General features: G+C 64.9%; 22 protein-coding genes and 1 pseudogene. 13 read left to right on the top strand and 10 right to left on the bottom strand.

Going from position 1 to position 21,145, the window contains the following annotated elements:
- Positions 1–154: 154 nt before the first annotated feature.
- Positions 155–1,075: pseudogene (locus ACLFKU_RS27490) on the top strand (YbfB/YjiJ family MFS transporter); the annotation flags it as partial.
- Between the two features lie 23 nt (positions 1,076–1,098).
- Here ACLFKU_RS27490 and ACLFKU_RS27485 read toward each other — a convergent pair.
- The 4 genes from ACLFKU_RS27485 to ACLFKU_RS27470 are packed head-to-tail and all read right to left on the bottom strand — an operon-like array spanning position 1,099 to position 4,597.
- Positions 1,099–1,473: a GtrA family protein gene (locus ACLFKU_RS27485; RefSeq protein WP_368583012.1), complete on the bottom strand. Its 375-nt coding sequence runs from the start codon at positions 1,471–1,473 to the stop codon at positions 1,099–1,101.
- Complete coding sequence (locus ACLFKU_RS27480) at positions 1,470–2,219, bottom strand: class I SAM-dependent methyltransferase (protein ID WP_368583010.1); 750 nt, start codon at positions 2,217–2,219, stop codon at positions 1,470–1,472. The genes ACLFKU_RS27485 and ACLFKU_RS27480 overlap by 4 nt, the downstream gene beginning before the upstream one ends.
- Before the next feature lie 16 nt (positions 2,220–2,235).
- On the bottom strand, positions 2,236–3,297 hold the full coding sequence (locus tag ACLFKU_RS27475; RefSeq protein ID WP_410851168.1) for a glycosyltransferase family 2 protein: 1,062 nt from the start codon (positions 3,295–3,297) through the stop codon (positions 2,236–2,238).
- Between the two features lie 13 nt (positions 3,298–3,310).
- The gene (locus tag ACLFKU_RS27470) at positions 3,311–4,597 is read right to left on the bottom strand and encodes a glycosyltransferase family 87 protein (protein ID WP_410851167.1); all 1,287 of its coding nucleotides are present in this window, start codon (positions 4,595–4,597) and stop codon (positions 3,311–3,313) included.
- Positions 4,598–5,268: 671 nt separating this feature from the next.
- Here ACLFKU_RS27470 and ACLFKU_RS27465 point away from each other — a divergent pair.
- The 11 genes from ACLFKU_RS27465 (at position 5,269) to ACLFKU_RS27415 (ending at position 14,432) form a co-directional block, all read left to right on the top strand.
- Positions 5,269–5,481: a hypothetical protein gene (locus tag ACLFKU_RS27465; RefSeq protein ID WP_410851166.1), complete on the top strand. Its 213-nt coding sequence runs from the start codon at positions 5,269–5,271 to the stop codon at positions 5,479–5,481.
- A 100-nt stretch (positions 5,482–5,581) separates the two neighbouring features.
- On the top strand, positions 5,582–5,752 hold the full coding sequence (locus ACLFKU_RS27460) for a Flp family type IVb pilin (RefSeq protein ID WP_013092552.1): 171 nt from the start codon (positions 5,582–5,584) through the stop codon (positions 5,750–5,752).
- 67 nt (positions 5,753–5,819) lie between these two features.
- On the top strand, positions 5,820–5,990 hold the full coding sequence (locus ACLFKU_RS27455; RefSeq protein WP_368583004.1) for a Flp family type IVb pilin: 171 nt from the start codon (positions 5,820–5,822) through the stop codon (positions 5,988–5,990).
- Positions 5,991–6,020: 30 nt separating this feature from the next.
- Positions 6,021–6,563, top strand: coding sequence for a prepilin peptidase (locus ACLFKU_RS27450; RefSeq protein ID WP_410851165.1), 543 nt, complete (start codon positions 6,021–6,023; stop codon positions 6,561–6,563).
- 36 nt (positions 6,564–6,599) lie between these two features.
- Entirely contained in the window at positions 6,600–7,430 is an 831-nt protein-coding gene (gene cpaB / locus ACLFKU_RS27445) for a Flp pilus assembly protein CpaB (RefSeq protein ID WP_410851164.1), read from the top strand.
- Between the two features lie 100 nt (positions 7,431–7,530).
- Positions 7,531–9,438 (top strand): type II and III secretion system protein family protein, encoded by a 1,908-nt coding sequence (locus ACLFKU_RS27440; protein ID WP_410851163.1) that lies wholly within the window; start codon positions 7,531–7,533, stop codon positions 9,436–9,438.
- Positions 9,439–9,459: 21 nt separating this feature from the next.
- Positions 9,460–9,774 (top strand): hypothetical protein, encoded by a 315-nt coding sequence (locus ACLFKU_RS27435; protein WP_368582998.1) that lies wholly within the window; start codon positions 9,460–9,462, stop codon positions 9,772–9,774.
- A 21-nt stretch (positions 9,775–9,795) separates the two neighbouring features.
- The gene (locus tag ACLFKU_RS27430) at positions 9,796–11,007 is read left to right on the top strand and encodes a CpaE family protein (RefSeq protein WP_410851162.1); all 1,212 of its coding nucleotides are present in this window, start codon (positions 9,796–9,798) and stop codon (positions 11,005–11,007) included.
- Positions 11,008–11,043: 36 nt separating this feature from the next.
- Positions 11,044–12,405: a CpaF family protein gene (locus tag ACLFKU_RS27425; RefSeq protein WP_368582996.1), complete on the top strand. Its 1,362-nt coding sequence runs from the start codon at positions 11,044–11,046 to the stop codon at positions 12,403–12,405.
- A 52-nt stretch (positions 12,406–12,457) separates the two neighbouring features.
- Positions 12,458–13,435 carry a type II secretion system F family protein gene (locus ACLFKU_RS27420; protein WP_368582994.1) on the top strand — a complete coding sequence of 326 codons (978 nt, stop codon included), beginning with the start codon at positions 12,458–12,460 and terminating at the stop codon, positions 13,433–13,435.
- A 28-nt stretch (positions 13,436–13,463) separates the two neighbouring features.
- Complete coding sequence (locus tag ACLFKU_RS27415) at positions 13,464–14,432, top strand: type II secretion system F family protein (protein ID WP_368582993.1); 969 nt, start codon at positions 13,464–13,466, stop codon at positions 14,430–14,432.
- A gap of 10 nt (positions 14,433–14,442) precedes the next feature.
- Here the strand turns inward: ACLFKU_RS27415 and ACLFKU_RS27410 are convergent, their stop codons facing one another.
- The 6 genes from ACLFKU_RS27410 to ACLFKU_RS27385 all read right to left on the bottom strand — a co-directional run bounded on the left by ACLFKU_RS27410 (position 14,443) and on the right by ACLFKU_RS27385 (position 18,262).
- A complete protein-coding gene (locus tag ACLFKU_RS27410; protein WP_368582991.1) occupies positions 14,443–15,084 on the bottom strand; it encodes a trimeric intracellular cation channel family protein in 642 nt (213 codons plus the stop codon).
- Positions 15,081–15,278 carry a hypothetical protein gene (locus tag ACLFKU_RS27405; RefSeq protein ID WP_410851161.1) on the bottom strand — a complete coding sequence of 66 codons (198 nt, stop codon included), beginning with the start codon at positions 15,276–15,278 and terminating at the stop codon, positions 15,081–15,083. The genes ACLFKU_RS27410 and ACLFKU_RS27405 overlap by 4 nt, the downstream gene beginning before the upstream one ends.
- 58 nt (positions 15,279–15,336) lie before the next feature.
- On the bottom strand, positions 15,337–15,792 hold the full coding sequence (locus ACLFKU_RS27400) for a MarR family winged helix-turn-helix transcriptional regulator (protein ID WP_410851160.1): 456 nt from the start codon (positions 15,790–15,792) through the stop codon (positions 15,337–15,339).
- Between the two features lie 97 nt (positions 15,793–15,889).
- Positions 15,890–16,417 carry a GNAT family N-acetyltransferase gene (locus ACLFKU_RS27395; RefSeq protein ID WP_410851159.1) on the bottom strand — a complete coding sequence of 176 codons (528 nt, stop codon included), beginning with the start codon at positions 16,415–16,417 and terminating at the stop codon, positions 15,890–15,892.
- A complete protein-coding gene (locus tag ACLFKU_RS27390) occupies positions 16,414–17,001 on the bottom strand; it encodes a helix-turn-helix domain-containing protein (RefSeq protein WP_410851158.1) in 588 nt (195 codons plus the stop codon). The genes ACLFKU_RS27395 and ACLFKU_RS27390 overlap by 4 nt, the downstream gene beginning before the upstream one ends.
- A gap of 82 nt (positions 17,002–17,083) precedes the next feature.
- Positions 17,084–18,262 carry a M23 family metallopeptidase gene (locus ACLFKU_RS27385; RefSeq protein WP_410851157.1) on the bottom strand — a complete coding sequence of 393 codons (1,179 nt, stop codon included), beginning with the start codon at positions 18,260–18,262 and terminating at the stop codon, positions 17,084–17,086.
- 616 nt (positions 18,263–18,878) lie between these two features.
- Here ACLFKU_RS27385 and ACLFKU_RS27380 point away from each other — a divergent pair.
- Positions 18,879–21,095: a beta-glucosidase family protein gene (locus tag ACLFKU_RS27380; protein ID WP_368582981.1), complete on the top strand. Its 2,217-nt coding sequence runs from the start codon at positions 18,879–18,881 to the stop codon at positions 21,093–21,095.
- Positions 21,096–21,145: the final 50 nt, after the last annotated feature.

Here is a 21,145-nt window from a genome sequence, read left to right as displayed (position 1 = left end):
ACGGGATTGTCTTCTGCAATAAAGTCATCGAGACATTCCGGCAGCAGCGTTGCCTGATTGCGGTCTGCACCTTCGACAAATCGCCCCATCTTCCCCTCTCGCGCCAACAGGTTGATTTAGTCTAGGCTATCAAGCACGTTTTTACACGGCCTCGGCCGGCAGCGGCCTCACCGCCAGCACGGATGTGCTTCTGACACTGCGTGTGATCACCGGTGCGAGCAGCGCGGCGATTTTCATCGGCGGCGGCGTGCTGGCGGCGCGGCTCGCGTCGGCGCGCCCGCGCGACGCGGGGCTCGTGCTCGGTCTGTATTACGGGGGCACCGGCTGGGGGATCGTCGCGTCGTCGGTGCTGGTGCCCGTGACGATCCTTGACGCCGCCCACGGCTGGCAGTTCGCGTGGTTCGCGCTGGCGGCAGCCTGCGCGCTGTTCGCCGCGGTCGCGATCGGCGCGTCGCGCAGAATCGAGCGCGCGCATACGAGCGCGGCGGCTGCCGCGCATGCAGCCGGCGCCACTTCCGCGCCGGGTTGGCCGCACTACGCGGCCGCGCTCGCGGGCTATGGACTGTTCGGCGTCGGCTATATCGGCTACATGACTTTCATCGTCGCGCTGTTGCGCAACGCCGGCATGAGCGCGGCGGTCGTCACCGGCTTTTATCTGCTGCTCGGCGCGGCGACCGTGGTGTCGGCGCGAATCTGGTCGACACTGCTCGATCGCATGCGCGGCGGCCAGGCGCTCGCCGTGCTCAACGCGCTGCTAGCGATCGCGACGCTGCTGCCCGCGATCTTCACGCAGCCGTGGGTCGCGTTCGTTTCGGGCACGCTATTCGGCGCGACGTTCCTGTCGGCGGTCGCATCGACGACCGCGTTCGTGCGCCACAATCTGCCCGCGAGCCACTGGGCGAAGGGCATCAGCGCCTTCACGATCGTGTTCGCGTTCGGGCAGATCGTCGGACCGGTCGTGATCGGCTGGGTGTCGGATGGCGCCGGGCTCGCGCGCGGGCTCGTGTATTCGGCGCTGCTGCTGGCGGGCGGCGCGGTGCTCGCGGCGTGTCAGAAGGCGTTGCGCACGGCGTGAGCCGCGTTACGTGTGCTTCGTATTCAGCGATACGTCCAGCACCGATGCGCGATGAACGTGAGCGGCGGCACCACGCACACGACGAGCGCGATACCGAGCGCGGGCGGGCCGCCCGCGAGCTGCGTCAGGCGCGCTACGAGCGCGGTCAACGTCAGGCCGCCCAGCGATACGAGCACGAACCGCCCAGCGTTCACCAACGCGGGCAGCGCCGAAAAACTCCAGAACGTGTTCAACAGATACGAAGCCGCCGTCGCCCACGTGAACGCGATCGCGTTGGCCCACGGCGGCGACATGCCGGCGTCCGCTATCAGCGTCAGCGCAATGCACACATGCAGGCCGGTCGCGATGACGCCGCTCGCGCCAAAGCGCATCAGCTTGACTCGATCGACCGGCATCATCGTGACGCTCCGTCGCGCTTGCGCAGGACCGCGAACAGCGATACGCCATAAGGCAGCGGCGCATGCGCGAGCCAGTGGCGCTCGGCGCTGAAAATGCGGTACAGCGCCGCGTTGAGCGGCCACGGAGGAATCGCGTCGCCGCTCGAATGCTGGCGATGCAGCAGCCGATCAGCCCAACGCGCGAGCACCGCGACCGGATACAGCAGCGTGTTGAAATAGCTGATGCGTTCGACTTCGTAGCCGGCTGCGGCCGCACAGCGCATCAGCGAAGCGCGGCTATAGCGGCGGTAATGGTGCAGGAAAACATCGTGCGCGCTCCACAGATGTTGTCCGGCCGGCACCGTCACGACGATGCGGCCACCCGGCGTCAGCAGATCGCGCATGCCGGCGAGCGAGCCGGCGTCGTCGGCGATATGTTCGAGGCAGTCGAAGAAGCAGATCAGGTCGAAGCGTTCGCCGTTGAATGGCACGTCGTCGGGGCAGTGGCCCGCGCGGATGTCGAACTGCTTGCCGGTCTTGCGCGCGCTCAGCGCCCGAGCAGTCGGGTCCATCTCGAGGCCGCTGACGGTGCCGAAGCCGGCCAGCATGTCGAGGTTGCCGCCGGTGCCGGAGCCTACTTCGAGCACCCGTGCGCGGCGCGGTAACGCGAGCCGTTCGAGCAGCGTGCGCAGCACGTCGCGCCGCGCGCGAAACCACCAGTGTCCAGCTTCGGTCTCGGCCATTTCGAGGTAGGCATCGGGAGACATGATCAACTCCTCGGCTTCAGTGACCGACTACGCGAAACCGTGGCGCGGCACGCCTGCGTGTCGGTTCGACGCGCCCCACATGCGCTGCGCGCGCATCCTGGCGCACGCCCGGCAACATGCTGACCTTGCTCTTCGCCTGATAGCGACGCCGCACCAGATAAACGGGCCGTTCCTTCGACTCGTAGTAAATGCGGCCGACGTATTCACCGATCACGCCGATGCCGATCAGCTCGATGCCGCCCATGAACAGCATCACCGAGATCGTCGACGCGTAACCGGGCACCGGATTGCCCGACCACAGCGTGCGGCCGATGACGAACCCGCCGAAGACGAACGCGAGCGTCGCGATGGACAGTCCGATATAAGTCCAGCTGCGCAACGGCACCGTGCTGAAGCTCGTGATGCCTTCGAGCGCGAAGTTCCACAGCCGCCAGCCGGAGAACTTCGAGTGACCGGCGCTGCGCGGCTCGCGTTCGTATTCGACGATCACGGTGCGGTAGCCGACCCACGCGAACAGGCCCTTCATGAAGCGTCGGCGCTCCGGCAGACTGCGCAGTGCGTTGACCACCTGACGATCGATCAGCCGGAAGTCGCCGACATTCTCCGGCAGCTTCACTTCGGACAGTGCGTTGTGCACGCGATAGTAGAGCGCGGCTGCCGTGCGTTTGGCGAACGTATCGCACAGGCGGTTCGTGCGTTTGGCCGCGACTACTTCGGCGCCCGCGCGCCAATGCTCGACCATCACCGGGATCAGGCTCGGCGGGTCCTGCAGGTCCGCGTCGATCGGAATCACCGCATCGCCGAACGCTTCGTCGATGCCGGCGGTCAACGCCGCTTCCTTGCCGAAGTTGCGTGTCAGGTCGATCACCCGAATGCGACGGTCGCGGCTGCTCTGCGCGATCAGCCGATCGAGCGTCGCGTCGCTGCTGCCGTCGTTGATGCAGACGATCTCGAAGCGCGTGCCGTCGATCGATTCGAGCACCGGCACGACTGCCGCGAAGAAGCGTTCCACCGCGTCCTGCTCGTTATAGAACGGCACGACGAGTGAGATCAGTGGCGTGGTTGTATGAGTTGGCATGACGCTTCCCCGTTTATCGAATGATTCGAGCCGCGTGCGAATAGGCGAGGGCGGCGCGCTCGTCGCGTTCTTCGTCCGTTGCGCGCACGCGGCGCATGACGAGCAGCAGCACCAGCAGCAGAACGATCGGGCCGATCTGCGGCAACTCGGTCGTGCGGTTGAAGAGTTCATAGGCCGGCAGCAGCCACGCAAGCGCAATCACGCTCTGCTCGCCGCGCAGCCAGCCTCTGTCGAGCCCGAGCGCGGTCAGGCAGGCCGTCGCGATGCCGAGCCACGCCAGTTCGTAGTGCCACACGTACGGGTTAGTCAGCAACGTGGCGACGACGAGGCTCGCCGCGCGCAGCCGCGTGTCGCGCGTGTTGCGCCACACGTGCCATGTGGCTGCCGCGGCGATCAGCCCAACGCAGGCGTGGACCGCAAAGGCCGCGACGATCGGCGCGCCGCCCTCGCGCAGCACAGCGAACACGGTCGGCGACGCGAGCCAGTAGCCGCGGCATTGTTCGAGCAGCGTCTCGCGGGCAATGCCGGTGTTGATGAAGAAGAGCCGCACCGATTGCACGCCGCAGACCAGCACGCTGATCACGCCGAGCAGCGCCGCGCTGAACGCGGCGGCCGCCAGCGTGCGCCATGCGCGCGCGGCGATCAGCACAAGCGGAAACAGCACGGCCATCTGCGGCTTGATCGCGAGCAGGCCGAGGCACAACCCCGCGCGTAGCGGATGGCGACGCAGCCAATGCAGCGTGAGCGCCGCGATGCCCGCGGTCAGCAGCGAGTTCTGACCGAACAAGGCTGGCACGAACACGCACGGCGAGGCCGCGACGACGAACCATGCGAAGCGCGATCCCCTGAAGCTGTCGGCAAGGCCCGACACTCGCAGCGTGCCCGCGCTGAGCAGCGCAATGCCGCCGCCGACGAACACGAAGTACATGACGAGCCGCGGCAATAGCGCGAGCGGCGAGATCAGCACGAGGAAGGTCGGCGGGTAGAGCCAGGGCATCACGCTGTCTTGCTTGACGGTCGTGAATAGCGCGCGCTGCAGCTTGTCGAACAACGCATGGTCGTAGACCTGCATCGCCGAACCGTGCAGCAGTCCATACGAGGCCGACCAGAAAATCGAAAAGTCCTCACCTGGACGCGTGAGGCGCTGGTCGGTGAAGCCGTGGCTCGCATAGGCCCACAACCCGATGATCACCACATACAGCGCGCACATTCCGCTGCAGTAGAAGACGATGCGCTCGTGCGTGAGCCAGCCGTGAATCTCGCTGTCGCCGCTGCGCATGCGTAGCTGTGATGCGTACATGATCCCCGCCCCCGTGTGATCCGGATCAGGTCTGTCGACCCTCCGTTCGTTCTGTTTATTGATTCCGTTTTGTATGTGTCTGCGCGTGACATCGAATCAAAACCCGTGTCGTTGCGCTGAACCGGTCAGCTCATTGTTGGCGGAAATTTATGCGACTTTCAAGCTCGCGTTTTCCTGGCCGCGAGTCACGCCCTGCCGATTCACCCAAATAACGGGCCAAACGGTCAGCGTTGTGTGCGCCAACGCACCAAGCCGTCTCATCGATGAGACGCTTTGGACCGGCGCGCCATTCGGGAAGGCCGATTTCTCAGCGATATTCCGTTTTTACCGGCTCAGGGAAAGTCCTGGACAAAAAATGCCGAGCCTTGTCCAACGGGGCTTTACGCGTTCCGCGAAGTGTTCGGCGGCCTATGCGAAACGTCGCGGATTCGGACATTCCGGACGCGAATCGGGCGCGAGGCTCGAGGCCAGTCGGCTCGAACCCCTGTCGTTACGCTGTTTTCGCAAAGCTGGTCCCGTCCTTGCAATGGGGAGTGCGCGGAAGTCGACGACACGATGCTGCGGACCTGACAGACAGCACACCATGGCGCGAGAGAGAGCCAACGTCGACTGACCAGCGGGTGCTGACCTCGAGCCGGCGCCAAGAAAAAATCACGAAAGACGGGGGATGTATGCACAACAAGTTCACGCGACTGCGCGGCGGTAACAAGCTCATGAGCGGCGCACATCGTGCGGCCATGCTGCGTCAGCCGCACTCGGCCGCAATGCTGCGGCTTGCCCGGCAGCTGCCGCTTCACTTCCCCCGTTTCCTCCAGTTCGTGTCGCCCAGCGTTACGCCCATGCGGATCAAACACCGCGCGACGCTGACCGGGCGGCGAAACTAGCTCGCAGTTTTCCGCAGTTCCCAGCAGTGCCCGTAGTGCCACCGCCCACGCCAATCCTGGTAACGGGTTTCAATCGTTAGTCCTCCACAGGAGTCGAATCATGAAGAACATCATCGCTACCGCAGCCCGTTTCGTTCGTGACGAAGACGGCGTGACCGCCATCGAATATGGGCTGCTCGCCGGCCTGATCGCGCTGTTGATCATCGGCGGCGTGACCCTGCTCGGCCAGCATCTGCAGACGATTTTCAACAACCTCGCGGACTCGGTCTGAGTCATCTTGCCGACGGACGAACCTCACGATTCGTCCGTCACTTTCCAACTGAATACGGGGGGCTGTCATGAAGAAGCTGATTGCGCGCGCGCTGCGTTTCGCTCACGACGAAGACGGCGTGACCGCCATCGAATACGGTCTGCTCGCCGGCCTGATTGCACTGCTGATCATCGGCGGTGTGACCACGCTCGGCACCAACCTCAGCGCGATCTTCAACAATCTCGCCGACTCGATCTGACGCGGCTCGATCATCCATCACGAGGTCGTCATGACGCTGCCACTTCTGCCGCCACATCCTGTACCGCTGTGCGTGATCGTGCTGGCGATCGTGGCAGCGAGCACGGATCTCACCGCGAGGCGCATTCCCAATCGCCTGATCGTACTCGGGCTCGCCGTCGCGCTTGCCGTGCAGATGTCGATTCACGGGCCGCTCGCCGGCGCGCTCGACTGGCTGAGCGGCGCCGCGTGCGGCTTCGCTTTGCTGTTGCCGTTCTATCTGCTGCGCGGCATGGCCGCCGGCGATGTGAAGCTGCTGATGACGATCGGCGCATGGGTCGGACCCGCGCTGACCTGGCGGATCGCGCTCGCCACTTTTCTGATCGGCGGACTCTGGTCGCTGCTGATCGTGCTGTGCCGCGGCAGATTCGCGCGCTTGCTCGCGAATCTGCGGCAACTGATCGGCGGGTTCGTCGTCGCGCCGCTCAGACAACCGAGCCTGATCGATGCGCGCTCTGGATCGGTCGGGTCGATTCCCTACGGCGTTGCGATCGCGGCCGGCACCCTCGGAATGCTGTTCGCGGCCGCGCTGTAGCCGGACGTTTCCACTGAACGATGCGGGAGTGTTGCCATGAAAAACAGTCGGGCTTTAGTGATGCTGACGATCGCCGTGCTGGCGGGCCTCGCGGCCGTGAGTTTCGCGTCGCGCTGGTTGCTGCAGACCTCGTCGGCCGCGGTGACATCGGTCGCGGTGGCGTCGTCGGACATCAGTCTCGGCCAGCCGCTGAACCAGAACCTGATTCACATGGTCAGCTGGCCGACTTCGAGCGTGCCGCCCGGTGCGTTCGCCGACGGCAAGGCGCTCGAAGGGCGCGTGCTGCTGACGAGTCTCGCGCCCGGCGAGCCGGTGCTCGAATCGAAGCTCGCGCCGCAGGGCACCAAGGGCGGCCTGTCCGCGGTGATCGGCGAAGGCCATCGCGCGATCACGGTGCGGGTGAACGACGTGGTCGGCGTCGCGGGCTTCGCGCTGCCGGGCAACTACGTCGACGTGATCGTCAACACGCAGCAGGCGAACAAGACCGACGCGGCGCAAAGCATCTCGAAGATCGTGCTCGAAAAGATCCTCGTGCTCGCGGTCGCGCAGCAGGTGAGCCGCGACGACACCGCGCCGAAAGTGGTCAACGCGGTGACGCTCGAAGTGACGCCCGAGCAGGCCGAGAAGCTCGACCTCGCACGCAGCGTCGGCACGCTGTCGCTGGTGCTGCGCAACCAGGTCGACAAGCAGACCCCGAGCACCGGCGGCGCGACCAAGCTGACCTTGCTCGACGTGCCGGTGCCCGCTTCGGCGCCCGCCGCACCCGAAGTGCGTCCGGTGCGCACCCACTATGCGGCACGTCCGGCGCCCAGGCGCGATTGCGTCGGCGTGCTGTCGGGAGTGACGGGCAGCGTCGAATGTTTCTAGCGCGGTCGCGGCGCGCCGGTTTTTGACTGACGCCGCGATCTGAATCAGAAGGCAATCAAAAGACGTCTCGGTTCACCTATCGAGCGACGGGGGCAGCAACATGAAAACACAACAACGGTTCTCATCCGGTGGCGGCAAGCATTGCCACTCGCTCGGCGGCACGGTGCTAGCCGCCGCGTTATGCGCCGGGTTAACGGCTGCGCACGACAGCGCCGCTCAAACGATGGCCGCCGCGCAAATGCCGCCGGGCTGGGGCGCGCAGGCCGCGCCGCTGCCGGTCGGCCGGGGCGCCGTGCCGATGCTGGTGAGCAACCCGCCGATGCCGACCGGCGCGGCGAGCGGCCGGATGGTCGCCCCAGCGCAGCTGACCGGGCCGAACTGCACCGGCGAGATTCGCGACGAATCGAGCGTGTCGGTCGCGGTCGGCAAGTCGATCCTGGTTCCGCTCGTCGAGCCCGCGCGCAACCGCACGCTCGGCAATCCGGTCGTCGCGCAGGCGACGCTCGTGTCGCAGCGCACGCTGTACGTGGTCGGCATGAGCGTCGGCACCACGAACATGATCGTGCAGGGCCGCAGCGGCGCATGTCAGATCATCGACGTGAGCGTTGGCGTCGATGCCGACGGGCTGCAACGCACACTCGCGCAACTGCTGCCGAACGAGCGCGGCATCCGCGTGTCGAGCGCGGCCGGCAACCTCGTGCTCGCGGGCCGCGTATCGAGCGGGCAGGCCGCGCAGCAGGCGATGAGCATCGCCGGCGCTTACGCGGGTGCGCAACCGACACAGCAAGACCAGTCGAGCACCGCGAGCTTCGGTAACGGCGGTTCGATCTCGCAGCAGAGCTCGAGCGTTAGCAAGGGCTCGGAAGTCATCAACATGATGTCGGTCGATTCGCCGCAACAGGTGATGCTCGAAGTGAAGGTCGCCGAGGTGTCGAAGACGCTGCTCAATCAGTTGGGTGCAGCGGTCAACATCCAGGGCGGCTTCGGTTCGTGGACCGGCGCGCTGGTGAGCAGCCTGCTCGCCGGCGTCAGCAGCGGTATCGCGGTGAGCAAGGCGAACAACAGGCCGTTCAACATCGCCGTCGACGCACAGAAGAGCGACAGCCTCGGCAAGATTCTCGCGGAGCCGAACCTCGTCACGCTGAGCGGCCAGGAGGCGTCGTTTCTCGCGGGCGGCCGGGTCTTCATTCCGGTGCCGCAAAGCAACGGCACGGGCGGCTCGACGATCACGCTGCAGGAAGAAGAGTTCGGCGTCGGCCTCAAATTCACGCCGACCGTGCTCGCCGGCAGCCGCGTGAATCTGAAGGTCGCGCCGGAAGTGTCGGAACTGTCGCCGACCGGCGTCACCGTCCAGGCGACCGGCACGAGCAGCAGCGCGATCCTGCCGCTGATCACGACGCGGCGCGCGTCGACGACGGTGCAGATGAACGACGGCGAGAGCTTCGCGATCGGCGGGCTGATTCAGAACAACATCACCGGCGCGTTGAAGGCGCTGCCCGGTATCGGCGAAGTGCCGGTACTCGGCGCGCTGTTTCGCAGCACGTCGTTCCAGCAGGATCGCACGGAGCTGATCTTCATCGTCACCGTGCATCTGGTGAAGCCGCTGCCGCCGGGCGACTATCCGCTGCCGACCGATAGCTTCACCGGCGTGTCCGACGGCACCGTCTACGCGACCGGCAACATGGAAGGCCGCCGGCCCGCCGCACTGCCGAACGCGCCGCAGATGCCCGCGCAACCGCAACCGCAACCGCAACCGCAACCCGCGGCGCCCGCACCGGTTCCGACGCCGGCACCGACCGAAGGCTCGGCCGCCCCCGCCGCGCTGCTCCCGCGCGACACCCAGGCGGACCGGCCGGCACCGTCGGCGGCGAGGCCACCGGCCGACAAGACGGCAACTACGCCAACGTCGGCAACGCAAGTGCAAACCAGCGCCGAACCCGCGCTCGCCAAAGCCGACGCCACGAGCCCAGGCAACCCGACGCTCAAGACCACCCGGCTCAACCCGTAACGCGCCGCGAAGGAGACTCTCATGAAACTCGAACATCTTCTGATCACGCGCCGCGCGGCGTCGCTGCTGACGGTGTGCACCACGCTGGTCGGCTCGTTGAGCGGCTGCATGTCGAGCTCGCCGATCTGGGACGCGCACGTCGGCGACGCCGTGCGCACCGTAACGCAGATGCAGATCATCGATCCGCATGCGGGCGAGCACACGCCGTCGACACCGGGAGTCGACGGCAGGGCCGCGGTCGCCGCGCAGCAGCAGTACGACAAGTCGTTCCAGACGCCGGCCACGACGTTCAATCCGTTCGTGATCGGGATCGGCAGCAACGGCGGCAGTCAGTGATGGCGGACGCGGGGGAACATCATGATCAACATCCTGGCTCTCTCTGAAGACGGTGCACGGCTCGCTCAGATCGCGCATCTGAGCGGCGAAGCCGGCGACTACCGGATCACGCGCGCGATGGGCACGCCGTCGCTGCTCGGCGAACGCGGCAATACGCTCGATGCGTTCGACGTGCTGATCGTCGACGCCGCGTCGCTGAAGGACGCGGAGCTAGCGGTGGTGGAGCGGCTGCATCGCGAGCATGGGCGGCTCACCTGCATCCTGCTGATCCCCGACGCGTCGCCGCAGACGCTGATCGCCGCGATGCGCGCGGGCTTTCGCGACGTGCTGAACTGGCCGCTCGATTCGCGCCAGTTCGCCGACGCGTTGCAGCGCGCACAGGCGCAGAGCCTGCAAGGCGGCACGCGCGACACGCGGATTCTGTCGTTCGTGTCGTGCAAGGGCGGCGCGGGCACCAGCTTTATCGCCGCGAACGTCGCACATGCGATCGCGAGTCTGCCGCAGAAAAAACGCGTGCTGCTGATCGATCTGAACCAGCAGTTCGCGGATGCCGCGTTCCTCGTCTCCGACCAGACGCCGCCGTCGACGTTGCCGCAAATCTGCGCGCAGATCGAGCGCATGGATGCCGCGTTCTTCGACACGAGCGTCGTGCACGTGAGCGACAGCTTCCATATCCTCGCCGGCGCGGGCGATCCGGTGAAGGCGGCCGAGGTCAAGGAAGACCGTCTCGAGTGGCTGCTCGGTGTCGCCGCGCCGCATTACGACTTCGTGCTGTTCGATCTCGGCCAGACGCTGAATCGGCTGTCGATGCTCGCGCTGGATCGCAGCGACCAGATTCATCTGGTGCTGCAGGCGAACATGCCGCACGTGCGCGCCGGCCGCCGGCTGCAGGAGATTCTGTGCTCGCTCGGCTACGCGCAGGAGCAGATGCGGCTGATCCTGAACCGCTATACGCGGCACGGCGAGCGGCCGCGCGCCGCGCTCGAATCCGTGCTCGGCATGAGCGCGTATCAGGTGATTCCCGAGGATGCCGATACGGTGACCGATGCGATGAACCAGGGACTGCCGGTGTCGAAGACCGCGCGCGGCAGCGGGGTTGCGCGCAGCCTGCAGGCGCTCGCCGAAAACATCGCGGCGCGCGCGAACAAACCGGGGCGCTCGCGCGCGAAAGGTGAGTCGCTATTCGGGCGGCTGCTCGGCCGCCAGCCGCCGCCGAAACTCGAAACGCTTTAACGCTCCATCGCCACACGATCAGAACAGGGGAACGTCATGTCGCTTCGTGAGCAGATTTCCGCGCAACGCGTGCAGCCGCTGGGCGAACGCCAGGACCCGGCGGCCGCCGGCATGTTGCGCGGCGCATACCAGAAACTGAAACGCGAGATTCATCAGGCGGTGCTCGAACGCGTCGAGCTCGAACGGCTGTCGAGGTTGCCGCCCGAGCAGGTCCGCCAGGAGATCGCGACGCTGATCGGCCGCATTCTCGAAGACCAGAAGGCGCCCGCCAACGATCTCGAACGCCGGCAACTCGTCGGCGACGTGCACGACGAAATGTTCGGCTTCGGTCCGCTCGAAGTGCTGCTGCGCGACCCGACCGTGTCCGACATTCTGGTGAACACGCATCGTCATACCTACGTCGAGCGCCGTGGCCGGCTGGAGGCGACCGATGTGACCTTCTACGACGACGCGCATCTGATGAAGGTCATCGAGAAGATCGTCTCCGGCGTCGGCCGCCATATCGACGAATCGAGCCCGATGGTCGACGCACGCCTGCCGGACGGCTCGCGCGTGAATGCAATCATCCGGCCCTGCGCGATCGACGGTCCGTTGCTGTCGATTCGCCGTTTCGCCGCGAATCCGTTGCAGGTTGCCGACCTGATCGAATTGCAGAGCCTCACGCCGCCGATGGCTGAGGTGCTCGACGCACTGGCGCGCGCGAAGGTGAACATCCTCGTGTCGGGCGGCACGGGCAGCGGCAAGACCACGCTGCTGAACGTGCTGTCGGGATTCATTCCGGGCGACGAGCGCATCGTCACGATCGAGGACGCCGCCGAGCTGCAGCTGCGCCAGCAGCACGTGCTGCGGCTGGAGACGCGTTCGCCGAACATCGAGGGACGCGGCGAGATCACGCAGCGCACGCTGGTGCGCAACGCGCTGCGGATGCGCCCCGACCGCATCATTCTCGGCGAGGTGCGCGGCGCCGAAGCGCTCGACATGCTGAACGCGATGAACACCGGCCACGAAGGCTCGCTGTCGACTATCCACGCGAACACACCGCGCGATGCGCTGACGCGCCTCGAAAACATGATGACGCTCGGCGGCCTGTCGCTGCCGACACGCACGATGCGCCAGCAGATTTCGTCGGCGATTTCCGTGGTCGTGCAAGCCACGCGTCTGACCGACGGACGCCGCAAGATCGTCAGCATTTCGGAGCTGACCGGCATGGAGGGCGACATGATCAACATGCAGGAGATTTTCGTGTTCCGCCGCTCCGGCGTCGATACGAAGGGCAACGTGCGCGGCCATTTCTGTGCGACCGGCGTGCGGCCGAAATTCGCCGAGCGCTTGCAGGCATTCGGCGTGGCGCCGTCGGAGCAGATCTACGATCCGGCGCGGCGCTTCGAAACGACATGACGTGCACGGGCAACGCGCACAGACCCCTTGCCCGGTGTTTCAGGAGACTTGCATGAGCCCGATTTTCTACGCGTCGATCATTCTGCTGTTCGCGGCCGTGGTGCTCGCGACGGGTGGCGTCTACGAGTATTGGAACAGCCGGCACGGGCCGGTCGCGCGCCGCGTCGATTCGCGGATTCGCGCGGTATCGGCCGGCGGTCCGATGAGCCGGCAGCGTCTGTCGATTCTGAAGACGCGCACGATGGCCGAGTCCGCGGTGCTCGCGCGGCTGCTGCTGCGTATTCCGCGCGTGCATGCGCTCGATCTGTTTCTGCAGCAGTCGGGGCTGTCCTGGTCGGTCGGTCGTTTCTTCGGCACCTGCGCGGTGTTGCCGCCTTTCGTGCTGATCGTGGGTGCGAGCCTCAGGGTGCCGTGGATCTTCACGGCTGCCGCCGCCGCTCTATGTGCGTTGCTGCCGATCGTCTACGTACAGCGGCGCCGCCACCGGCGCATTCGTCAGCTCGAACGGCAACTGCCGGACGTTTGCGACATGCTGTCGCGAGCATTGCGCTCGGGCCATGCGTTCACCGGCGCGATCGATATGGTCGGCGCCGAGTTCGCCGAGCCGATGAGCGGCGAGTTCCGCATCGTGTTCGACGAGATCAACTACGGCGTGTCGATCAGCGAGGCGCTGACGAATCTCGCGACACGGGTGCCGATTCGCGATCTGCGTTACTTCGTGATCGCCGTCGTGATCCAGCGCGAGACGGGCGGCAATCTCGCCGAAGTGCTCGACGGCATCACCGCGCTGATCCGCGACCGCTTCAAGCTGTTCGACAAGGTTCGCGTGCTTTCCGCCGAAGGCAGGATGTCCGCGTGGGTGCTCGGCCTGCTGCCGTTCGGCGTCGGCGGCGCGATGATGGCGATCAATCCGGGGTTCCTGAACGTGCTGTGGCGGGACCCGGCGGGCGTCAGGATGATCGCGGTGGCGAGCATCGCCATGCTGTTCGGCATTCTGTGGATGCGGCACATCGTGAAGATCCGCGTTTGAGCGGGCTCGAGGTCATCGGAGAAGGACCATGCAAACACTGAACATCACGCAGATTCTGTTGCTCGCCGGCGTCTTCGCGATCGTTTTCGCGGCCGTGTTCGGCGCGATGCATCTGAGCACGCCGCGCGACATGAGCCGCCGCATCGAGCAGGCGGGCGGTGCGAATGCGGTGCCCGCGCCGGAGCAACTCGACGCCGCCGCGCAGACGCCGTGGTACGAAAAGCTCGTCGAGATCTCGCAGCCGATCTCGAAGCTGTCGGTGCCGAAGGACGGCTGGGAGCAATCCGCGCTGCGCGTGCAGTTGATGAACGCCGGCTGGCGCTCGGCCAACGCCGTGCCGGTCTATCTGGCCGCGAAGACCGCACTCGCGCTGACGTTGCCGCTGCTGGCGATGCTCGCGCTGTACGGCTCGTCGTTCGCGAGCTCGCTGCTCGAACGCGCGATGGTGCTCGTCGTGCTGGCCGCGTTCGGCTACTACCTGCCGAACGTCGTGCTGTCGCGCCGCACCGCAGCGCGCCAGCGCAGCCTCGTCGAGGACTTTCCCGATGCGCTCGATCTGCTGACCGTGTGTGTGGAAGCGGGGCTGGGCCTCGATGCGTCGCTGATGAAAGTCGGCGAGGAAATCCGCCTGCGCAGCGCAGTGGTCGCGAGCGAGCTCGAACTGATGCTGCTAGAAATGCGCTCGGGTTTCTCGAAGGAAAAGGCACTGCGCAATTTTTCGCTGCGCACCGGCGTGGAAGACATCGACTCGTTCAGCGCGATGCTGATCCAGGCCGAGCGCTTCGGCACCAGCATCGGCGCGTCGCTGCGCGTGCTGTCCGATACGCTGCGCACGCGCCGCCGGATGCGCGCCGAGGAGCGAGCCGCGAAGATTGCGCTGAAGCTGCTGTTTCCGTTGATGTTCTGTATATTTCCGGCGCTGCTCGTCGTGCTGATGGGGCCCGCGATGATTCATATCTATCGCGATCTGCTGCCGAGCATGGCGGGCGGCGCATGAGCAGAGCCTGTTATGAGTTGTCGCGCGTCTCGGCGCGTCTGCCCTGGAAGACCGGGAGCCGCCAGCCGTAGCGCAGCGACGCGAGCCGCACCATCACGCAAGCCAAGGTCGCGAACCACGGCGTCCACCAGTCCGTCCAGCCCGCATACGCAAAGCCGACCTGCACCGCCGCGCCGAACAGCGCGGCAGACGCATAGATCTCGCGCTCGAGAATCGCGGGCACGCGCGAGAGCACGACGTCGCGCATCACACCGCCGCCCACCGCGCTGACGACGCCGAGCAGAATCGCGAGCTCGGCATTGTGGCCATACGTGAGCGCTTTCTGCGCGCCCGACACCGCGAACAGACCGAGCCCGATCGCATCGAAGAACAGCACCGGCTGACGCAGCCGGCGCACCTGCGGATACGCGAGAATCGTCACCGCGGACGCGGCGAGCGCGGTGGCCAGATACCGCCAGTTCGACAGCCCCGCCGGCGGGATTGCGCCGATGCACACGTCACGCACGATGCCGCCGCCGCACGCGACCATGAAGGCGATCACGACAATGCCGAACAGGTCGAGCCGCCGTTGACGCGCGGCGACCGCGCCGCTGATCGCGAATACGAAGGTCCCGATCAGATCGAGAATGGTATAGACGGCGTGTGAATTCACTGATTGGTTTCGTGTTGGTCGAGCGAGACACCGGCCCCGCACAGCATGGCTTCGAGACCCGTACGCAAGGTCGGGTCGAGCGCCGGTGCGAATTTCGGCGAGTGATAGCTTGGGATTTCGTTGAGAGTTTTCACTGCGGACGCGTGGCGCCGTGCACCGATCGCGCTCGACATCGTTCCGATCAGCTTCGACATGGAGGGCTCCTTGTTGGCATGAACGCCAGGGAAGGCGCGGCGAAAGGCGGACCGTCGGTCAGGATCTCGCGGGCGGCGCGCTTGCGGACTCGCTTTCGAGCAGGCTATGCGAAAGCTTGCTGAGCAGACGTTCGAGCGTTTTACGTTCGTTCGCGCTGAGCGCCTTCGCGAGTTCGACTTCGAGCTCGGTGCCTACCGCTTCGGATGCCTGCGCAACTTCGAGGCCGTGATCGGTGGCGCGTAATGCGATGCTTCGACGGTCTGATGCATGCATGTTGCGAGTGATCAGGCCGCGTGTTTCAAGTTCGGCGAGGACTTTGGACAGCAGCGTTTTTTCGATCAGCGCGCGTTGCGAAACGGCCTTAGGCGTGATGTCGGGTTCCGCACAGACGAGGCGCAGCACGCGCAGGGCACGCACGTCGAGATCCCAGCGCTCGCGATAGACGATGTTCGCGCGGTTGATCAGCAGCGCGCTGGTCAGATCGAGCCTGAAAGTCAGGAAGTCCGAGTACAAGAATTTGCTCCGCCGTCGGCCGTCATGCGCAGTGCAGGCATTATAGGCAAGTAGTTGAAATTTTCAAATACTTGCGCGGAACGGACTGCATGCGCAGTCAAAGCTGTTTGCAATAGAACGTGGTGGCGCAGAACGCGCCGTCGGGCATCAGCGCGTAGTTCGGCACGCTGCCGACGCGTTGCCAGCCGGCGCGCTGATAGAGTCGCTCGGCATCGCCGCCGGTTACGGTGTCGAGCACGAGAACCGATTTTTTTTCGTCCCGCGCGACGCGATCGAGTTCGCTCATCAGAGCGTGCGCGACGCCGCGGCGGCGTGCTTTTCTGTGCACGAGCATCTTCGCGACGTCGGCGCGATGCGGCTGATTTTCGGGTTGCGCGGTGATCAATTGCACGGTGCCGACGATGCTGCCGTCCCGGTCTTCAGCGATCAACAATGCGCGTTCTCCGCGCGCGACGCCCTCCGCGACGTTGCGCCAGAACACGAGCGCGGTGTTGCGCGAGATCGGCAGCATGAAGCTGACCGACGCTCCTCCTTCCACGCAGTCGATCAGCACGTCGGCGAGCGCTTCGACGCAGGCGGCCGCTTCTTTTGGGCCGACGCGCCGTATGGTCACGTTATCGCTCATCCGTTTCTCCGATCGTTGATTGGCGTTGTGCTCAGCGCGACGAGATAGCGCGCGCGTTTGCGAGTGGGGTTACGGAACACGATCGGGCTGTCGAGCCGCATCGCAAGGCAGTCGCCTGTCTTGAGCCGCCAACTGGTGTCGCCGATCGTGATTTCCATCGACCCGTCGAGCATCCACACCTGTTGATGGATGTCCGCGTCGCGCGCGCCGGTTTCGTAACTGACCCGCTGACCCGCGGGGAAGTTGACCTCGACCAACTGGATCGCCGAGCGCGCGGTAGGCGACAGATGACGTCGCACATAGCCGGAGCTCGGGTCGGTCCATACCGGCTGCTCGGCCGCGCGACTGACTGGCGACGGCTCAGCCGCGGGTGCGCCTTCCTGCTCGAATAGCGACGCGAGCGGCACGTTCAACGCGGTTGCAAGTTTGTCGAGCACGGTCGCGGTGGGGCTGCTCTGCCCGCGCTCGATCAGCGAGATGTTCGAGCGGCTGACCTTGCTGCGTTCGGCCAGCGCGTCGAGAGACCAGTTCTGAGCGTCGCGTAGCGCTTTGACTCGCCGTGCGATCAGGGCGTTGATGTCCATGTCGTCCAGTTTAAGGGATCGGGCATCCAGTAAACTAGAGAATGGCTTTTTTGTTGTCAATATCGGGCGGTCGCCTCGTGCTTCAAGTCAACGAGCTTTTCTGCTTCTCAGGTGTGTTCGGCGTGCTTTCGGCATTCGACGCCATCCTGCCCGCCGGTGTATCGAGAGGCAATGCCGCCAGTTGTTCACGCAGGGCGCCTGTCATGCTGTCGAACGCGATCTGCTGACTGGTCGTGAGCGGCGCGGTGCGGGTTCGGCTTGTCAACACGAGCGGATCGATCGGTTGACCATACTCACGCACCTCGAAATGCAGATGCGGCCCCGTCGCCGCGCCAGTACTGCCTACCGCGCCGAGTGGTTGTCCTTCGGTCACCGGCTTGCCGACACGCAAATCGCGGGCGAACGCGGACAGGTGCGCGTAGTGCGTCGTAAAGCCTCGCGGATGACTGAGTACGACGATCTTGCCGTAACCGGCTTTGAAGCCAATGAAGCGCACCGTTCCTGAGGCGGCCGCGCCGACAGGTGTTCCCTTCGGTGCGGCAAAGTCCACACCTGTGTGCATCAGGTGTTGGCCCTTGACCGGATGGGTCCGGTAACCGAAGGGCGAACTGAGCCTAACGTCATCGACAGGCATGGAAAATGGCTTGGTGGCAAGCCTGCGTCCGTCGAATGAATAGTAGTGTCCATCGGTGCGTCCCGGCGCGATGAACCACACGGCCTGGTAGAACTCGCCGCCCGAGCGGAGTTCGACGGCCGTTACACGCTTGCGCCGTGCGTCTGTATCGTCGTTTCCGTAGAGAACATGATAAGTGTCGCCCTTGTGCGCACGCGCGGCGAGGTCGAGGCGAGGAGCAAAAAGATGCGCGATCTGCTGTTGTATCTCCACTGGCACGCTGGCTCGTGCCAGGGTGTCGCGCAACGTGCCTTCGATCCGTCCCGCGTAAGAACCGCTGTCGACGTCCGGCATGACAAGCGGGGCAGCGTCGGATAGCCGACTGTAACTGGTTCTGCTAAAGGATTCAGTGTCGGCCGGCGCAGTCACCGTTAAGGCCGAAGAAGGTTGGCTTGCGCTTGATGCGTTCACGCGACTGACGATCTTCGGTTCCCTAACCCTATCCGACGTACTCAGCATCGCAATCATGCCGCACAGCAATACAGCAGCCGCTGGGCATTTAAATCGGCAATACGCCGAATGACTCACTTTGGTGTAAATGGCCTTAGCGCAGGAACAGGCGTGACGTAAATGGCGCGAGCGCATCATTTCAAAACCTCGCAGTCGGAAAGGGGCTGCAGGGATGAATGACATCGCTTGAAACGCCGCGAAAACCCGATAAATCGACAGAGGGTTCTCTTTCGCGCTATACAACCCGGTAAGAAGAGCCTTTAGTCTATGCAGAGTGGTAAGTCGCCCATATCGGGAGAATCCGATTTTTGAGATTAGCTCGGTGTCAGCGCGCGCGATTGAGCTACGAGCGAGCGCGGTTGCTCAGCCTGGGTCTGGCGAACAGCGAAACGCCTCGCTGTACGCGTACGTTTTTCCGCTTTCATGAATTGACAATCAAACCTCGAATAACAATTTCCGCTTCTTTATTCGATTCGATTCGATTCAATAACTTTCAATTTGATTATGTAAGAAAAATCCTTACACCCCATTACGCATAAAATTACGCGTATTAGTAAAACTACCGATGCTGTAGTCAGACTACATTCTTACATTACTCACCACGGAGAGTCGCTACAGCCCATCCAGTTGCGCCGATTCTTCTTCCAACAGGCAAACGTTTGCAGTCATCGCTGCACGCCTGTTTTCGCGTCCGCTTCCCACCCACCCGACGCGCTCCGTTGCCCCAGAAAAGCACAATTTCGGAGAGACACCTATGCAGAAGAAACTATGGCCGGCCGTCGCGATAGCGGCGGCCGTGAGCGCCGCTGCGCACGCGGAAATTCCCACTCCTGGTCTCGACTTCGCGCCTACGTCGACGGTGCTGAACGCGTTCGCGTCGGCAGCGGCGCACCGGCGCGCGGAAACGCTCGTCAACAAGATGACGATCGACGAGAAGCTGCAGTTCATTCATTCGCAGTACGCCATGTCGGCTGTGCCGGGCGGCGGCGCGGGCTACATTCAGGGCGTGCCGCGCCTTGGCATTCCCGACCTGAACATGGTCGACTCCGCCACCGGTTCGGGCAGCACCAGCCAGCCATCGACGACCTTCCCCGCGACGCTCGCGGTGGCGGCGAGCTGGGACCGCGCGCTGTCGTGGAACTTCGGCAAGCAGATCGCGATCCAGTTGCGCGAGCAGGGCTTCGGCATGGGGCTCGGCGGTGGCACCAACCTCGCGCGTGAGCCGCGCGGTGGCCGGCTCTTCGAGTATCTCGGTGAAGATCCGGTGCTCGCCGGCGAGATGCTCGCCGAACGCACCGACGGCACACAAAGCCAGAAGGTCATCGCGACGATCAAGCACTACATGGGCAACGAGCAGGAACACAACCGCGGCGGCGGCAACAGCCAGATCGACGAGCGCACGATGCGCGAGCTCTATCTGCTGCCGTTCGAAATCGCCGCGCGCCGCGCGCAGCCGGGCAGCGTGATGTGCAGCTACAACGAGGTCAACGGCACCTATGCCTGCGAGAACTCGCACATTCTCAACGACGTGCTGAAGAACGACTGGCACTTCGAAGGTCAGGTGCAGTCGGACTGGGGCGCGGCGCATAGCACGGCACCCGCGATCAATGCCGGTCTCGACGAGGAAGAGGACGTCGGTTCGACCGTCTATCTGACGCCCGCGCTGGTCAAGCAGGCGATCGCGAACGGCTCGGTGTCGACCGCGCGCCTCGACGACATGGTCGAGCGCAAGCTGTACGTGATGATCCGCACGGGCGTGATGGACGATCCGCCGAAGGGTGGCGCGACCATCGACTTCTCGGCCGCGAGAGCCTTCACGCAGTCGGTCGAAGAGCAGTCGATGGTACTGCTGAAGAACGCCAGCAATCAGCTGCCGCTCTCCGCCGGTTCGCTGTCGCGCATCGCGGTGATCGGCGGCCACGCCGACGCGGCGGTGTTGACGGGCGGCGGTTCGGGCAACACACGCGATCCGGTGACGGGCGCGTTCGCCGGTTGCGGAGGCTTGACGTTCGGCACCACGACGGGCTGCAGCTGGTGGACCAACCCGTGGCTGAAGCTGAACACGCCGATCGTGTCGGCGATCAAGGCGCTCGCGCCGCAGGCCACGGTGACCTTCGCCGGCAACAGCGATCAGCAGTCGCCGTTTGCCGCCTACACGCAGCAGCAGATCACCCAGGCAGCAACGCTGGCCGCGAACTCCGACGTCGCCATCGTAGTGGTCGCGCAGCCGGCCGGCGAGGATATCGGCGATCTGCCGAGCCTGGGCCTCGCGAATCCGACCAACCAGGATGCACTCGTCGAAGCGGTTGCGGCGGCCAATCCGCATACGATCGTCGTCGTCGAAAGCGGCAACCCGGTGCTGATGCCGTGGAAGGACAGCGTGTCGGCGATCGTCGAAGCATGGTATCCGGGCGAAGGCGGCGGCAACGCGATTGCGAACGTGCTGTTCGGCAAGGTCAATCCTTCCGGCAAGCTCCCCGTCACGTTCCCGGTGCGCGACCAGGACACGCCGACGTGGGGCACGAATGGCGCATTTGCGGCGAACCCGGTGTACTCCGAGAAGCTCGATATGGGCTATCGCTGGTACGACTCGCAGAACATCACGCCGATGTTCGAGTTTGGCTACGGCCTGTCGTACACGCACTTCGCATACTCGGGTCTATCGGTTCAGCATCTGCCGGGCGGTCTGATCGACGTGTCGTTCAACGTGCGTAACGATGGTCGCGTCGCCGGTGCGGAAGTGCCGCAGGTCTACCTCGGTGTGCCGTATCAGGGTGAGCCGCCGCGTCGTCTCGTCGGCTGGGACAAGGTTGGTCTGAACCCGGGCGAATCGCGTCGCGTGCACGTGGTCGTGACGCAGCGCATGCAGAGCGTGTGGGACACCACGAGCAACCGTTGGCGCTATGTGCCGGGCAGCACGGTGTACGTCGGCGCATCGTCGCGCGACATCCGTCTGCAGGGGCGTGGCTAAATAGTGTGACGTCGTAGCGAACGCGGGCGCGCGAAGTGGCGCGCCCGCTT

Source organism: Paraburkholderia sp. EG304 (assembly GCF_046543485.1).
GTDB lineage: Bacteria > Pseudomonadota > Gammaproteobacteria > Burkholderiales > Burkholderiaceae > Paraburkholderia > Paraburkholderia youngii.
Note: the sequence above shows the minus strand (reverse complement) of the source record. Positions and strands in the feature narration are given on the sequence as shown.

Coding starts and splice junctions, on each gene's coding strand:
- ACLFKU_RS27485 (WP_368583012.1), bottom strand. CDS start 1,473: ATGATGCCGGTCGATCGAGTCAAGCTGATGCGCTTTGGCGCGAGCGGC.
- ACLFKU_RS27480 (WP_368583010.1), bottom strand. CDS start 2,219: ATGTCTCCCGATGCCTACCTCGAAATGGCCGAGACCGAAGCTGGACAC.
- ACLFKU_RS27475 (WP_410851168.1), bottom strand. CDS start 3,297: ATGCCAACTCATACAACCACGCCACTGATCTCACTCGTCGTGCCGTTC.
- ACLFKU_RS27470 (WP_410851167.1), bottom strand. CDS start 4,597: ATGTACGCATCACAGCTACGCATGCGCAGCGGCGACAGCGAGATTCAC.
- ACLFKU_RS27465 (WP_410851166.1), top strand. CDS start 5,269: ATGCACAACAAGTTCACGCGACTGCGCGGCGGTAACAAGCTCATGAGC.
- ACLFKU_RS27460 (WP_013092552.1), top strand. CDS start 5,582: ATGAAGAACATCATCGCTACCGCAGCCCGTTTCGTTCGTGACGAAGAC.
- ACLFKU_RS27455 (WP_368583004.1), top strand. CDS start 5,820: ATGAAGAAGCTGATTGCGCGCGCGCTGCGTTTCGCTCACGACGAAGAC.
- ACLFKU_RS27450 (WP_410851165.1), top strand. CDS start 6,021: ATGACGCTGCCACTTCTGCCGCCACATCCTGTACCGCTGTGCGTGATC.
- cpaB (WP_410851164.1), top strand. CDS start 6,600: ATGAAAAACAGTCGGGCTTTAGTGATGCTGACGATCGCCGTGCTGGCG.
- ACLFKU_RS27440 (WP_410851163.1), top strand. CDS start 7,531: ATGAAAACACAACAACGGTTCTCATCCGGTGGCGGCAAGCATTGCCAC.
- ACLFKU_RS27435 (WP_368582998.1), top strand. CDS start 9,460: ATGAAACTCGAACATCTTCTGATCACGCGCCGCGCGGCGTCGCTGCTG.
- ACLFKU_RS27430 (WP_410851162.1), top strand. CDS start 9,796: ATGATCAACATCCTGGCTCTCTCTGAAGACGGTGCACGGCTCGCTCAG.
- ACLFKU_RS27425 (WP_368582996.1), top strand. CDS start 11,044: ATGTCGCTTCGTGAGCAGATTTCCGCGCAACGCGTGCAGCCGCTGGGC.
- ACLFKU_RS27420 (WP_368582994.1), top strand. CDS start 12,458: ATGAGCCCGATTTTCTACGCGTCGATCATTCTGCTGTTCGCGGCCGTG.
- ACLFKU_RS27415 (WP_368582993.1), top strand. CDS start 13,464: ATGCAAACACTGAACATCACGCAGATTCTGTTGCTCGCCGGCGTCTTC.
- ACLFKU_RS27405 (WP_410851161.1), bottom strand. CDS start 15,278: ATGTCGAAGCTGATCGGAACGATGTCGAGCGCGATCGGTGCACGGCGC.
- ACLFKU_RS27395 (WP_410851159.1), bottom strand. CDS start 16,417: ATGAGCGATAACGTGACCATACGGCGCGTCGGCCCAAAAGAAGCGGCC.
- ACLFKU_RS27390 (WP_410851158.1), bottom strand. CDS start 17,001: ATGGACATCAACGCCCTGATCGCACGGCGAGTCAAAGCGCTACGCGAC.
- ACLFKU_RS27385 (WP_410851157.1), bottom strand. CDS start 18,262: ATGATGCGCTCGCGCCATTTACGTCACGCCTGTTCCTGCGCTAAGGCC.
- ACLFKU_RS27380 (WP_368582981.1), top strand. CDS start 18,879: ATGCAGAAGAAACTATGGCCGGCCGTCGCGATAGCGGCGGCCGTGAGC.